Origin of the sequence: Streptococcus mitis (genome assembly GCF_905187495.1) — a bacterium.
Classification (GTDB): domain Bacteria; phylum Bacillota; class Bacilli; order Lactobacillales; family Streptococcaceae; genus Streptococcus; species Streptococcus mitis_CU.
The window spans coordinates 25,341-39,965 of the sequence record NZ_CAJJIB010000012.1; the positions used below are offsets into that span (position 1 = coordinate 25,341).

The window sequence follows — 14,625 nt, forward strand, 5'->3', positions numbered from 1 at the left end:
GCCAGATGAAGTTCATTCTTTTTAAACATCAATATCTATAAATACACATTTTTATTAGTAAAAAGAAAAACCCTAAAAATCAGACTAATTGTCTAACTTTTAGAGTTAAATCGTTTATTATTTTATAATTCGTCTATTGAAATTCCTTGACATCTCCATCATAAGTCGCCCAGTCTTGACTGAAAAAGCGCTCATTCAGATGGTAAGTCGGAGCTGGGGTGGGATTGGATAGGAAGGGATCAACGGCCTTATCAAATGCCAACCAACCTAACCAACCAAGGTGAATGGTATCCTTCATAAAGAAAGCTTCCCCACCGTCCTTAGAAAAATCCGCTATATTGGTAAACCCTTGACTTTCTAACTGGTAACGAATCTTCTGCACCGTTTGTTGGTACATATCTTCTCGTAAACCAGCATAGTCCATCCATTTTTTATTAACAGGTGGAATGATAAAAATCGGGTTTACCTTGGATTTAGAAAACTGTGTCAACACTAACTGCAAGTCATTATATTCTGGCGACTTGAGATAGGTAAAGTTTTTCTGAGAATCCTTTAATTTCTTCAAATCCTTCTTAATCTGCGTATTATAGAAATAATTCTCCATTCCCAGATCATTATTAGAAGTATTCTTTTCTGCATCTGCTTTAACAACATCTTCTATAGCTTGATAAGAAAACTGGTCTGGCAAGGTCTTTAAATACTTAACTACATGCTTATCATAATTGACATAGCCTCTAACTGAAAACTGACCAAAAAAGGAAGCTTGGCGTTCATTAAACCGAGCTAATAATTCAATCATTTCATTGTCTGCAGACGACAATTCTTCTTTACTTGCCAACTTCTGAACCATGTCCTTCATAGCTACATTTGGGAACTGCTGTAGTAAGCGAGTCGCTGCATATTGACTAGCCTGATCCCCAGATTGATGTTCCAGAAAACTGGTCAACTGGTCTCCATTAAAATACTGCTGAAATGCTGCTGGCTCATAGCCATTTTTACTGAACCACTGAGGTGAGATAACATATACAACTTGTTTATTCTCCAGTTGTGGCAACATCTGTTGCATCCCAAAATACTGATTGAGCGAGGCAGCTCCCCTCTGTCCTAAAAGATAAGGACGGTAGGAGCGATTGTATTTCTCAGCCAATACCGCAGGATGGGCACCGTCAAAACGAAGCCATTCACTGGAGCCAAAGAAGGGAACAAAACGCATATTTGGATCAGATAGTGCTCTGACCTTTTGACTTCGCTCCTTAAAACTATCGATAGTAGTAGCCACCGCCGAACGCTTTTCAGCCCCCAGATCATGGCTCATCTCAGCAGGATAGAAAAAGATAAGCAGAAAAACCAACAAACCAGCTATCAAGACCGGTCCGAAGATCATCCATAAGCGTTTAAGCATTTTGTAGCTCCACAATACCAGCTATGATTTTATTGGCTGTATTCCAGTCGTCGCGACCAAACTCTGTTACAGGGACACGAATGTCAAAACGGTTTTCAATCTCCACAATCAATTCAACCGTTCCCATACTATCTAAAACACCTGCATCAAAAAGATCTTCATCCATCATGTCAGAAACATCTTCCATAAACAACTCATCAATAATTTCGATAACTTCTGATTTGATATCCATATTTTATTTCCTTTATTTTTTAAACCATAGATCATTCAAAAATCCAGAAAAGATCAAGAATGACAGCATGACGACATGGAAGGTGACAACCATGCCAAGCAACTGAATCCAGCGATTCTCAGGTAGAGCAGGCTTCCCTGCTTTTTTCCGTTCCTTATTGAGCGTTTTTTTCTTGCGAATCCAAGCGTCATTGATAACCAGTCCAATCCCATGAAAGAGTCCATAGGCGATATAGTACCAGGTCACACCGTGCCAAAATCCCATAATCAGCATATTTACAATGTAGGCCACACTTGAGGTTACATTGCGATTTTTAAAGACCTTCTTTCTGGTCAACACCATGACCATTCTCATAAAGACAAAGTCACGGAACCAGAAAGAGAGACTCATGTGCCAACGATTCCAAAATTCCTTTAAATCTCTTGATAAAAAGGGCTTGTTAAAGTTGATAGGGCTACGAATTCCCATCAAATTTGAAATGGCTAAAGCAAACATAGAGTAACCTGCAAAGTCAAAGAAGAGCTCCAGACCAAAGGTATACATGACTACCAAGGCATAGAGATTAAAGAAACCACCTGACTGCAAGGCTAGATTCTTCAGAGGAGGGAGTAAGGTCTCTCCTAAAACATGAGCTAGGATAAACTTGTACAAAAATCCCCACATGATATAGCGAACAGATTCATCCAGCATATCCATCAACTCATCTCGCTCAGGAATGGTCTGATAATTTTCATTAAATCGCTTAAAGCGATCGATTGGGCCACTTGAAAAGGTCGGCATGAAGAGAAGGAAACGGAGGAATTCCCAGAGGGTAAAATCCTTAATCACTCCATCTCTCAGCTCGATGATAATCCCAACCGAACGAAAGGTCAGGTAAGAAATTCCCAAAAACCCAAGCAAAGACTGCGTTCCATTGATAGCCGGCTGCACCTTGACAAAGATAATTGGAAGCAGGGACAGAAAACTAACCAGGTAGAAGACCCACTTGCCATCCTTACTTTTTCGATAGTGCTTATAGAAAAGCAAGAGCAATATTTCCCAACAAAGGTAAATACCCAAGGCAGCCAATTGATTAGTCTTCCCACCTACCAACATGGTGACGATAAAGAAGAGACTAACCAGCACTTCATACCAGGCAAAGCGTTTCTTGAAAAAGAGGCCGATAAAGATGGGCAAGGTTGCAGCAATCACATAGACAAAATACTGAGGATTCCCATATGGCTCTAAATGAGGAAGCTGTTGAAAGAACTCCATCATCTCTTATTCACCTCGTTAATCAATCCTTTGATGTCAATTTTTCCATTTGGAGTCAGTGGCAAACTGTCTCGATAAAGGAATTTAGACGGCATCATGTAGGACATCATGATGTCTGTCAGGTCTTCCTTGATAGCCTTGGTAATATCGATATCTCGCTCAAACTGCTCACGAACACCGTCTTTCAAGATGACATAAGCCAATAGATTTTGCACCTTGTGGTCTTTATTATAACGTGGCACAGCTACAGCAGACTCGATAAAGCGAGACTTATTGAGGTTTTGAGAGACATCTTCTAACTCAATGCGGTAACCGTTGAACTTAATCTGGAAGTCCATGCGTCCGCCGTAGAGAAGCAAGCCTTCATCTGTCATAGTTCCCACATCTCCTGTATGGTAGGCTGGTAGACCTTCAAACTCAAAGAAGGCTTCTGCCGTTTTTTCAGGATTGTTCATATAACCTTTTGAAACGGCTGGTCCCGAAACAATGATTTCTCCCTGTTCGCCATTTGGCAATTTATTGCCGTCCTCGTCAATGATAAAGGTTGGAGAATCAGCCTTGGTATAGCCGATTGGTAGGCGTTTGAGAGTCGCCAACATCTCGTCTGTCACAGCAACAGCTGACAAGGCTACTGTCGCTTCTGTTGGGCCGTAGGCATTGATAATACGGGCATTTGGGAAACGTTCGCGTAGTTTTTGAGCCGTTTTGACCGTCAATTCTTCTCCATCAAAGTAGAAATGCGTGATGTCAGGCATTTTCTCGCTATTAAAGTCTTCTGATAACATGGCCATATCCGCAAAAGAAGGGGTTGATGTCCAGATAGCGATTGGCAATGAAAAGATGGTCGCAAAGAGTTGCTTAAAGTCCTGAGTAATGGCTGAAGGAAGGGCAAAAAGTGTACCACCCAGTGCCAAGGTCGGTGCCCAATACATGACAGACAAGTCAAAAGAATAAGGGGGCTGAGCCAGCATTTGCGGACGACTTGGCGTCGCAAATTCCTTGTCCGTAATCATCCAGTTGGTAAAGCTGAGGAGATTATCATGTGAAATCTGTACTCCCTTTGGCTTACCAGTCGTACCAGAAGTAAAGATAATGTAGTAGTTATCATCTCCCTTGACTGGATGCGTGATCTCATATCTAGACCCTTGAGCAAAGGCTTCTTGAACCTGAGCTAGAGTCATCATCGGCGTAGAAACCTGCTCCAATGGGAAGTCTGAAACGGCAATAATCAAACTTGGCTCCGCTACTTCTAAAATAGCTGAAACTCGCTCCAAAGCCGAATGGCTATCAATTGGAATGTAGGCATGACCTGACTTAGTCAGCGCTACAAAAGTTGCCAACATTTCATATTCTTGGCCACCAAAAACAACCACAGGAGACTTCTCTGGCAAATCCAGTTGATCAATGGCTGCAGCCAAACTATCCGAATCAGCCTTTAAATCTCCATAAGTGTGTTCCTGCCCCAAAACATTGTAAACAGGATAGCTAGGCTGTGTCTGAGCAAAATGCTCAATGGTTTCAATCATATCTACTATTGGTTTATTTGACACAATAGGAATTCTCCTTCAAGTTAAAATTCATTATAGATAAAGCTTCCTTGACCCTGACCAAGATAGCTAAAGAAGTAAAGCAGCCCCAGAAAGATAAGAAAATACAAGGCTGTCCGACCAAGAAAGAGGTACAATTCTTTTCTCTGTTTCATCAAGAAAAACCATTCATTTCTGTAATTTTTGCTAAATAAGATAGACTCTTACTATAGTATTTTTCTACCATTGTACCACTTTATAGGCTAGTTTTTCAATTGTTTACCGTACATTTTCACTAGATTTCAGCTTATTTTAAGGGTTATGCGCTTTTTCTATGTATATTTCAAGTAGAGTGATACTGTTTCAAAACTCCATTTCATGAGAAAATGAAGGAAATCTTCCCATAATAAAACGCACGATATCAAGTTTTTTCAACACCTGATACTATGCGATTTTCTGATTTTTAAAGACTTTTTAACTAGTCTCTCATTTAAAATAATCTCGTCTGATATAAATTAAAATAGCTTCTATCACCAGACAAATGGCCGATATCCAAAAACTGATACTAATACCAAAACTCTCAGTAATATAGCTCATTAGCAAAACAAATACTGAAAATGCTAGTGTCGAAATCACTTCAAGAACGGAATAGACATTAACCAAGTTATTTTCCTCTACTGTTTCCTGAAGAAATACACTTTCAGGAACTTCTTTTAGTTGCGATAACATACCAACTAAAGCTGAAAATACTAAAAACATCTGTGCATTTGGAAAAAATAGAATAGTCAGTGTCACTATTGCCATGGCTACAAGAGGAAAAAGAATACTTTCCCATTTAGCAGCAAGAAACTTTTCAGATAGCCGAAAAGCAATTAAGCCACTAATTATAATCCCGATAGAATATGCTGTATTAGAATATCCCCAGTAACTTTCCGTTTCATTTAATAACTCAGTTACAAAGACAAGTATGATAGACGAAACCCAAATCGTATTTGAGAAAATTTCAAATAAATTTGCTGATACAAAAAGTCTTAATCTAGGATCTCTAGCAACTAACTTCCAACCTTTGAGCAAAATTTCAAGATTGGTCTCTGACTCTAGTACCTCCACTTCAGCGTTAGGCAGAAATAACATCAGAAAGCTAGAAATGATATACAAGATTAAAATGATAAACGTGGTAGGCAACAGACCAATTGTTGCAAACAAGAGTCCACCCAACCCCCACCCTACCAATTGAACAGCTTCACCAGTCATTGACAAGGCTGAGTTAGCCTTGCCCAAATCGGTCGCATAGCGCGGCACAATAGCATAAGAAACAGGTGCGGCAAAACCATCCAATATTGAAATTGCCACAACAAATAGATAGGTTAGCAAAGGCGCTACAGATTGCATTACGGTAAACATTCCTACCAGTATCGCCAATAATATAGTCTTTCCAAATTGGGATAAAGATAAAACCCTATTTAGCGCTAACCTTTTAGTAACCAAAGGAACTAAAAGACTCGCAACAAAAGAGGATATCCCTATTAAAATGGGAACTAGTGATGTGGCAATTACTGATTTTGAAATAATGTATATGTTAGCAATGATTGTTACTCTAAAGAAAATATCTGCTAAATTTGCAAACAATTGAGAGACTAACAATTTGATAAATGAATTAGACATATAGCTCTCCTATCTTAGTTGCCAACTTTGGAATTAAAATTTGATTTTTAATATTTTAGCATAAAATAGCAGAAAACAAAAGTGAGGTTTTTTACATGAGAAAGCAAAAGCTAGTGCCTTTATTCTTCCTATTTTTTGAAGGAATTATTATCGTTGGAGGCTAGCTCTAAGAAGTTATACTCAATGAAAAAAGCCTGAGATACTCATCTCAAGCTCTATTTTCTAAATTAGAAAAGTGAGAATACGAGAACGGCCAAGGCTGCTCCGATAACAGGTCCCACAACAGGAATCCAGGCATAAGACCAGTCTCCGTCTCCCTTGTTTGAAATTGGCAAAATGCTATGCATGATACGAGGTCCAAGGTCACGCGCAGGGTTCAAGGCATAACCTGTTGTCCCACCTAGTGATAGACCGATACCGACAATCAAAGTCCCCACTGCAAAGGTTCCGATTCCTGCTTGAAGGTCATAAAGTCCCAAAGCAAAGATTGTCAATACCAATACAAAGGTGCCAAGGATTTCGCTGATCAAGTTTGATACAGTATCTTTGATGGCTGGTCCAGTACTGAAGGTTGCCAGGATATTTCCTGCATTTTCTTCTGCCTCATAGTGAGGTTTGAATTGCAACCAAACCAAAATCTGACCGAGCATAGCCCCTGCGAACTGGGCTAGGATATAAGGGAATACTGATGCCCAAGGCAAGTCACCTTTTAAAGCCACACCAATTGTCACAGCTGGATTCAAATGAGCTGGACTGAGTTTTCCAGATACAAAGACTGCAACTGCAACTGCAATCCCCCAACCCATCGTAATCACAATCCAACCTGAGCTGTTGCTCTTGGTTTTTGGAAGAACAACACCAGCAACAACACCATTTCCTAGAAGAATTAGGATTAAAGTCCCTAGAAATTCTCCAAATAATTCATTCATCATCTTTCTGTCTCCATTAAAAAGAAGGGGCGGGCGACAAGGAAGCCTGCCCTCCACCTCTTTGATTTTTTCTTAATTTTTTAATTCTGCTAAATCATTGTTAGCGAGAGCCGCTTCGACATCCGCACGGTAAGTTGCTTTCTCATCTTCTGTCCAGTCATAGAATCGTCCCATTTCATCCAAAACTGGCTCAACGATGCTATCCAAACTATCACGCATAAAGAGCATGTGATTGGTACGACGAAGAAGGAAGTCAACTGGGCTAAGAGCCAACTCATTGCGCATTGCATAGTGAAGTGACAAAGTGTCTGCCAAACTGAGTCCTGGCGCTTGTTCCAAACTATGAGCAAGAGCAAAGACTTTCGGTGCATTTGAACCGTAGAGATTTGCGAGATAGTGAGCTTCCTTGCTATCCAAGCCACGTGACACTCCAAGTTGCGCAAAGGCTTCGATTTCTGAGTCCACATTTGCTGGGTTCAATTCCCCACCTGAAACAGGGTAAGTCTTAGAATTGATGAGTTTAAAGCTACGGTCAAATTCTGCTTTGAGGATGTCAACCACGCGCTCCATAGCTCCTTCAGCCATCTTACGGTAGTCTGTGATTTTACCACCAGCAAGGGTCAAGAGGCCATTGTCATCTCGGTCCAAGCTCGAACCACGTGAAACTGCAGATGGGTCCAAATGTTTCTCAGAGGTACTGCTTTCAAGCTTGCTGACAGCAGACTCAACATCTTCACGCGTTTTTTCTTTAGAGAGATAAGATTCAACAGTCGCAATCAAGTTGTTAAAGCTTTCATCACTGATGGTTCCGTTATTTCCTCCATTGTAGTCAGAAGCGCTATTGCCTGCGATCAATGGACGAAGACCTGCCCAGCTACTTTCGATATCATCAATGGTAATGTTTGCTTCTGGGAAGCGGTTGTTGACAATGCCAAGTAGATAATCTACATCTTCCTGAGTCACTTTTGGATGTTCCAAATCCCCTGTGTAGTCTGTATCCGTTGTACCAAAGTAAGTCTTGTTTTCACGCGGGAGAACAAAGACCATACGACCATCTCCCAAACCAGTGTCAAAGTAAACTGGCTGTGAAACCTTGATCTTGCTTGAGTCCACTACCAAGTGAACTCCCTTAGTTGGACGCATTTGTGAGAATTGGGTTCCCTTATTAGACAAGTTACGTACTTTATCACTCCAAGGACCTGTTGTGTTAATCACCAGACGGGCCTTGATTTCAAAGACTTGGTCTGTCAAGAGATCACGAGCTACAACACCTGTAATCTTGCCACTTTCGTCAAAGAGGAAGCCTTCTGCCTTCACGTGGTTAGCAATGAGGGCACCGTCTTGGTTGGCACGTTTGATATTTTCAATCACGAGACGCGCATCGTTGTTACGGAAGTCAAGGTAAACCCCACCTCCTACCAAGCCTTCTTTCTTCAAGTTTGGCTGGCGTTCCAAGACTTCTTCCTTACTCAAAACCTTGTTAGCAGCTGGCGTGTTGTTAACTCCTGCCAAAAGGTCGTACAAGTCCATGGCTACTTTCAGACGGAAGAGGCTAAAGGTCGCTCCATCTTCGTCGTAAACTGGTAAGAGCATTGGGTCTGGTTTCGGAATGTGGGGAGCGATTTGTTGAACTACAGCACGTTCAGAAACCGTATCTGACACCACTTCCACGTCGAATTGTTTGAGGTAACGAAGACCACCGTGAACCAATTTTGTTGAACGGCTAGATGTTCCTTCTGCGAAGTCCTGCATTTCAATCAAACCAGTCTCAAGACCGCTAGCCGCTGCCTGCAAGGCTACACCAGCCCCTGTAATTCCTCCACCGATAATCAAGAGGTCCAAGGTACGTTCCTGCATTTTTTGAATTGATAATTCACGTGTTTTCTTTGAAAATTCCATATTTACACACTTTCTAACTAAGTCGCTTTATTCTTCCAGTATTAGTCGTCTACTTCCGCAAAGACTTGGGTTGCTTTCACAGCTTTCTTCCAGCCCTTGTAGAGTTGTTCCTTGCGAGATTCGTTCATAGATGGCTCGAAGAGCTCTCCTGTCTCGTTCAAGAGTTTCAACTCATCCAAGTCTTTCCAATAGCCCACTGACAAACCTGCTAAGAAGGCTGCCCCCAAAGCTGTTGTTTCCAAGTTTTTGGCGCGTGCGATATCGATTCCCAAAATATCAGCTTGGAACTGCATGAGGAAATTGTTCATAGCTGCACCACCGTCTACTTTTAAGACTTGAATAGCTGTCTGAGCATCCACTTGCATGGTGTCGATGATGTCACGTACTTGATAAGCAATAGATTGCAAAGTCGCCTTGATAAAGTCTTCTTTAGTTGTTCCACGAGTTAAGCCAAAGACAGAACCTCGAGCGTTTTGGTTCCAGTATGGAGCACCTAGACCTGTAAAGGCTGGAACGACATAAACTTCATCATTATTGTGAGAATCACGAGCGTATTTTTCAGATTCTGGTGAATTTTCAACCATGCGAAGACCGTCACGAAGCCATTGAATGGCACTTCCTGCGATGAAGATAGAACCTTCCAAGGCATAGTAAACCTTGCCATTGATTCCGTAACCAATCGTTGTCAAGAGGTTATTTTCAGACAACTGCATCTCTTCACCAGTATTCATGATGATGAAAGAACCTGTTCCATAAGTATTTTTAACCATACCAGGTTCAAAGGCCAACTGCCCAAAGAGGGCTGCTTGTTGGTCCCCAGCCATACCTGAGATTGGCACTTCTCCACCGTAGAAATGGAATGGCGCTGTCTTACCGTATATCTCAGAGTTAGAACGAACCTCAGGCAACATTGCTTTAGGAATGTTAAGGATTTCCAAAATCTCATCATCCCATTTGAGTTCTTTAATATTGTAGAGCATAGTACGAGCTGCATTTGAGTAGTCCGTCACGTGAGCCGCACCGTCAGTCAACTTCCAAACTAACCAAGTATCGATAGTACCAAAGAGCAATTCTCCTTTTTCTGCTCGCTCTTGAGCGCCTTCTACATGATCCAAAATCCAACGAACCTTGGTAGCAGAGAAGTAAGCATCAATGATCAAACCAGTCTTTTCATGGAATTTTTCCACATAACCTTGACTTTTTAGTTGTTCAGCCAAAGGTGCTGTCTGACGTGACTGCCAAACGATTGCGTTGTAGATAGGAAGCCCTGTTTTCTTATCCCAGACAACAGTTGTTTCACGTTGGTTGGTAATCCCGATTGCTTCGATTTGATTTGGCTTGACACCACTTTCGATGAAAGCACCCGCAATAACTGACTGGACTGAGTTCCAAATTTCATTGGCATTGTGCTCTACCCAACCTGCCTGAGGGAAAATCTGGGTAAACTCTTTTTGACTCGAGCTGACCTTTTCTCCTTTTTTGTTGAAAATAATGGCACGAGAGCTTGTAGTCCCCTGGTCAATGGCCATGATGTATTTTTCTTGTGACATGTGCTGTCCTCCTGATAATGATCTTGAGGATGTTTCCTCTTTACAGTAACTAGTATACAAAATAAAGCGCTTTCTTGTTCATCAACTTTTTTTAATTTTTTAAAAAATGTGAGTAGATTGTGTGAATTTCACAAAAAAGACCTGGAACAACCAAGCCTTTTAAGTGAATAATAACTGACGAATCGCTGCCAAATCTTCCAAATCCAAGTCGTTTTTTAAATAATAAACTGGAGTCTGTTCCTTCTTATGAATCGGGTTATTGGTAACCAGCAAATCATAATGTCGAGTTCGGTCATAGGCTTCAATGGTAATAAAACGATTGTATTCCAAATACCGTTTCAAAATGGCTGCCATCCTTGAAAAGACAAGAAAACCTGATGTCAAATCCAAACCAATCCGCATATGCTGGCCACCATTTTCAGCCATATATTCAATTAACTGGAGCCATTCCCAGAGAATTTTCTTATCCAAATCCGTCCCCTGCTGAAAGGCAGGCAAGGCATGAAAAATCTCCTCTGCCGTTCCCCTAAAATCATGTTCCATCAAAAAATAAGGATGACGATTCTCCAACTGGTACTTGTAGCGGTCCTGTAAAATATAGCCCTTATAGAGATAGACTTGAGCACAAAGCTGACTGAGTTCATAGGTAACGTGATCCTCTGTATAATCACCCAGCAACTCCTCCTTCTTCATTTCTTGAATCAACTGTGTCAGCAAATCGGCCAACTGCCCTCCAAAACCAAGGATATATTCCATAGTATGAAGAGGAAGAATGCGATGAGATAGGAGGAAAGAGAAGAAAATCATCATCTCCCCATCCTCAGTTCCTAGAGGAAGGTGTTGTCCAGCGCAAAAGGACGGAGCCTTTCGATGCAAACGAAGGTAGAAAATATTGTCAAAATACCCTCGCATTTTCTCTTCTATGACTTGAAACTGACAGGCATTGACCCGAAGACGCTGTTGACTGATATGAGTCCAGAGAACCAAGTCCAATTTCTGACCCGAAGACAAACTTGCACCGCAGATTTCTTCTAAAGTAGCAATCTCCTGTTTTCTCTCTGGTTTCTGCATGTGACCTTCCCATTCCTGACTCGACCAGACCTTGCGGAAAAGACAGAAATAGAAATAGCGAATCTGATGCTCTGGACCTCGCCAACGTCCATTTTGGATGGATAAGTCAAATTCTGACAAAATCTGATTCAAACTAGCTAAGTGGCGACCAAGCGTAGCCTCGCTAATCATCAATTCTTGAGCCAGCTGATGGGCTAAAAACTGTTGGTGGTAGAGAAGATAGACCAAAATCTGGTATTTAACAGCATTCTCCAAAAACAGGCTCCGAATATCTCTCCCCTTGGTAGCTGCACCGATCGACAGGCGCAGATTTTCATCTTCTAAATGAATAGTCAGCTCTATGCCACTATCCAAAGCCTTGTCATTGAGCAGGGTGACATATTTGGTTAGGGTTGCTTTTGAAAATCCTGTTTCCTCCATTACAGCCTTGACGGTCGTCTGAGACTCTTGTAATAGAAAGGAAAGGATTGAAAATTGGCCAGATTCAGCCTTTTCCATCAAATCTCCTAAATACATTTGTTACCCCTTTCATTTTCTACCTTAAGCATAGCATAAATCTTACAAATGCTGAAATAATCTGTTTCTCTTTTTATTTTCATGCTGATTTCCTAGTTCATTATCCTGAAAATCAGCAAACACACGGCTCCCACTTTGGACATTTTTATGCTAAAATAGTAGCTATGGATAAAATTATTAAAACAATATCAGAAAGCGGAGCCTTTCGTGCTTTTGTCCTTGATAGCACAGAAACAGTCCGCACTGCTCAAGAAAAACATCAAACCCAAGCTAGCTCAACTGTAGCGCTTGGTCGAACTCTTATCGCTAGCCAGATTCTCGCAGCCAATGAAAAAGGAAATACCAAACTAACAGTTAAAGTGCTGGGCTCTAGCTCTCTAGGTGCCATTATCACGGTCGCTGATACCAAGGGGAACGTCAAAGGCTACGTTCAAAATCCTGGTGTTGACATCAAAAAGACTGCAACTGGTGAAGTCCTAGTTGGACCTTTTGTTGGAAATGGTCAATTCCTCGTTATCACAGACTACGGTACTGGAAATCCTTACAACTCTATGACTCCCCTCATCTCTGGGGAAATCGGTGAAGATCTTGCCTTTTACCTGACTGAAAGCCAACAAACTCCTTCAGCAGTCGGCCTCAATGTCCTTTTGGACGAGGAAGACAAGGTCAAGGTTGCAGGTGGTTTCCTAGTCCAAGTCTTGCCAGGAGCTAAGGAAGAAGAGATTGCTCGCTTTGAAAAACGCATCCAAGAAATGCCAGCTATCTCAACCCTTCTGGAAAGCGACGACCATATCGAAGCCCTCCTCAAGGCTATCTACGGTGACGAGGCCTACAAGCGTCTTTCTGAAGAAGAAATCCGTTTCCAATGTGACTGTAGCCATGAACGTTTTATGAACGCTCTTTCTAGCCTTCCAAGCTCAGACTTACAGGAAATGAAAGAGGAAGACCATGGGGCAGAAATCACTTGTCAATTCTGCCAAACGACTTACAACTTTGATGAAAACGACCTGGAGGAACTCATTCGTGACAAATCTTAACACACCTTTTATGATTGGCAATGTTGAGATTCCCAATCGTACTGTTTTAGCGCCTATGGCTGGCGTGACCAACTCAGCCTTTCGTACTATTGCAAAAGAGCTCGGAGCTGGACTCGTTGTCATGGAAATGGTCTCTGACAAGGGAATCCAATACAACAACGAAAAAACCCTGCACATGCTTCATATCGACGAAGGCGAAAACCCTGTCTCTATCCAACTATTTGGTAGTGATGAAGACAGCCTAGCACGCGCAGCAGAATTCATCCAAGAAAACACCAAAACCGATATCGTGGATATCAACATGGGCTGCCCAGTTAACAAAATCGTGAAGAACGAAGCTGGCGCTATGTGGCTCAAGGACCCAGATAAGATCTACTCTATTATCAACAAGGTCCAATCTGTCCTTGATATTCCACTTACTGTCAAAATGCGTACCGGCTGGGCCGACCCATCTCTGGCAGTTGAAAATGCCCTCGCTGCTGAAGCAGCAGGTGTTTCTGCCCTCGCCATGCATGGCCGTACCCGTGAACAAATGTATACAGGTCACGCAGACCTTGAGACCCTTCACAAGGTCGCTCAAGCTTTGACCAAGATTCCATTTATCGCCAACGGTGATATCCGTACTGTCCAAGAAGCCAAGCAACGCATCGAAGAAGTCGGTGCTGATGCAGTCATGATTGGCCGCGCTGCCATGGGAAATCCTTACCTCTTCAACCAAATCAACCATTACTTTGAAACAGGAGAAATCCTACCTGATTTGACCTTTGAGGACAAGATGAAAATCGCCTACGAACATTTGAAACGCTTGATTAACCTCAAAGGAGAAAACGTAGCAGTTCGTGAATTCCGTGGCCTCGCTCCTCACTACCTCCGTGGAACATCTGGTGCTGCCAAACTCCGTGGAGCCATTTCACAAGCTAGCACTCTAGCAGAGATTGAAGCTCTCTTGCAATTGGATAAGGCTTAAAATGGTTCATACTGCTCTACTGATTATCGATATGCAAAAAGCATTTGATAGACCTATCTGGGGAGAACGAAACAACCCTCAAGCTGAACAACAAGCATTGAGGGCACTGGCATACTTTCGTAAACACGCTCTTCCAGTCTTACATGTTCAACACATATCTGACAATCCCCAGTCGCAATTTCATAACAAACAAAATCAGGTGTTTAAAAGTGGATTTGAGCCAGTTACTGCAGAACCTGTCTTTCAAAAAACGGTTAATAGCGCCTTCATTGGAACAAATCTTGAAACATATTTACGAAAAAATCAGATTTGTCATTTAGTCGTTGTTGGTTTGACCCTGCCTCATTGTGTATCTACTACGACACGAATGGCAGCAAATCTTGGTTTTAAAGTCACTTTACTAGCAGATGCTACTGCCAGTTTTACCCTATCTAACAAAAACGGTCAGGCCATCTCTCCTGAGACTATCCGTGAGATTAATCTCCTTTCTCTACAAGATGAGTTTGCTCAAATTCTTACTACAGAAGAATTTTTAACCCAAGTACAAGTATAAAAGAATCCGTCAACTCTTATTTGA

13 protein-coding genes are annotated in these 14,625 nt (G+C 41.8%); 3 read left to right on the top strand and 10 right to left on the bottom strand.

Annotated elements, in window-relative coordinates; genetic code table 11:
* Positions 1-133: 133 nt before the first annotated feature.
* The 10 genes from dltD to JQ843_RS03310 all read right to left on the bottom strand — a co-directional run bounded on the left by dltD (position 134) and on the right by JQ843_RS03310 (position 12,044).
* A complete protein-coding gene (gene dltD / locus JQ843_RS03265) occupies positions 134-1,402 on the bottom strand; it encodes a D-alanyl-lipoteichoic acid biosynthesis protein DltD (protein ID WP_203212896.1) in 1,269 nt (422 codons plus the stop codon).
* The gene (dltC, locus tag JQ843_RS03270) at positions 1,395-1,634 is read right to left on the bottom strand and encodes a D-alanine--poly(phosphoribitol) ligase subunit DltC (RefSeq protein ID WP_000351967.1); all 240 of its coding nucleotides are present in this window, start codon (positions 1,632-1,634) and stop codon (positions 1,395-1,397) included. The genes dltD and dltC overlap by 8 nt, the downstream gene beginning before the upstream one ends.
* A 12-nt stretch (positions 1,635-1,646) precedes the next feature.
* Positions 1,647-2,891, bottom strand: a complete 1,245-nt coding sequence (dltB, locus tag JQ843_RS03275) for a D-alanyl-lipoteichoic acid biosynthesis protein DltB (RefSeq protein ID WP_084953110.1) — start codon at positions 2,889-2,891, stop codon at positions 1,647-1,649.
* Complete coding sequence (dltA, locus tag JQ843_RS03280) at positions 2,888-4,438, bottom strand: D-alanine--poly(phosphoribitol) ligase subunit DltA (RefSeq protein WP_203212897.1); 1,551 nt, start codon at positions 4,436-4,438, stop codon at positions 2,888-2,890. The genes dltB and dltA overlap by 4 nt, the downstream gene beginning before the upstream one ends.
* A gap of 20 nt (positions 4,439-4,458) precedes the next feature.
* Positions 4,459-4,590: a teichoic acid D-Ala incorporation-associated protein DltX gene (locus tag JQ843_RS03285; RefSeq protein WP_000813667.1), complete on the bottom strand. Its 132-nt coding sequence runs from the start codon at positions 4,588-4,590 to the stop codon at positions 4,459-4,461.
* A 310-nt stretch (positions 4,591-4,900) separates the two neighbouring features.
* Complete coding sequence (locus tag JQ843_RS03290; protein ID WP_203212898.1) at positions 4,901-6,079, bottom strand: ryptide export MFS transporter; 1,179 nt, start codon at positions 6,077-6,079, stop codon at positions 4,901-4,903.
* 227 nt (positions 6,080-6,306) lie between these two features.
* Positions 6,307-7,011 carry an MIP/aquaporin family protein gene (locus tag JQ843_RS03295; RefSeq protein WP_000980817.1) on the bottom strand — a complete coding sequence of 235 codons (705 nt, stop codon included), beginning with the start codon at positions 7,009-7,011 and terminating at the stop codon, positions 6,307-6,309.
* Positions 7,012-7,080: 69 nt separating this feature from the next.
* Positions 7,081-8,907 (bottom strand): type 1 glycerol-3-phosphate oxidase, encoded by a 1,827-nt coding sequence (gene glpO, locus JQ843_RS03300; protein WP_020902152.1) that lies wholly within the window; start codon positions 8,905-8,907, stop codon positions 7,081-7,083.
* A 41-nt stretch (positions 8,908-8,948) separates the two neighbouring features.
* Positions 8,949-10,457, bottom strand: a complete 1,509-nt coding sequence (gene glpK, locus JQ843_RS03305; protein ID WP_000076786.1) for a glycerol kinase GlpK — start codon at positions 10,455-10,457, stop codon at positions 8,949-8,951.
* 159 nt (positions 10,458-10,616) lie between these two features.
* Positions 10,617-12,044: an AcpB/EbpR/MafR family transcriptional regulator gene (locus JQ843_RS03310; protein WP_203212899.1), complete on the bottom strand. Its 1,428-nt coding sequence runs from the start codon at positions 12,042-12,044 to the stop codon at positions 10,617-10,619.
* A gap of 164 nt (positions 12,045-12,208) precedes the next feature.
* Here JQ843_RS03310 and hslO point away from each other — a divergent pair, with 164 nt between their 5' ends.
* From hslO to JQ843_RS03325, 3 genes are read left to right on the top strand one after another with little or no spacing between them, the layout of a single operon-like run.
* Positions 12,209-13,081, top strand: a complete 873-nt coding sequence (gene hslO / locus JQ843_RS03315) for an Hsp33 family molecular chaperone HslO (protein ID WP_000357853.1) — start codon at positions 12,209-12,211, stop codon at positions 13,079-13,081.
* Complete coding sequence (dusB, locus tag JQ843_RS03320; protein ID WP_000183308.1) at positions 13,068-14,048, top strand: tRNA dihydrouridine synthase DusB; 981 nt, start codon at positions 13,068-13,070, stop codon at positions 14,046-14,048. Before hslO ends, dusB begins: the two co-directional genes overlap by 14 nt.
* Position 14,049: 1 nt before the next feature.
* Positions 14,050-14,601 (top strand): cysteine hydrolase family protein, encoded by a 552-nt coding sequence (locus tag JQ843_RS03325; RefSeq protein ID WP_203212900.1) that lies wholly within the window; start codon positions 14,050-14,052, stop codon positions 14,599-14,601.
* Positions 14,602-14,625 lie beyond the last annotated feature (24 nt).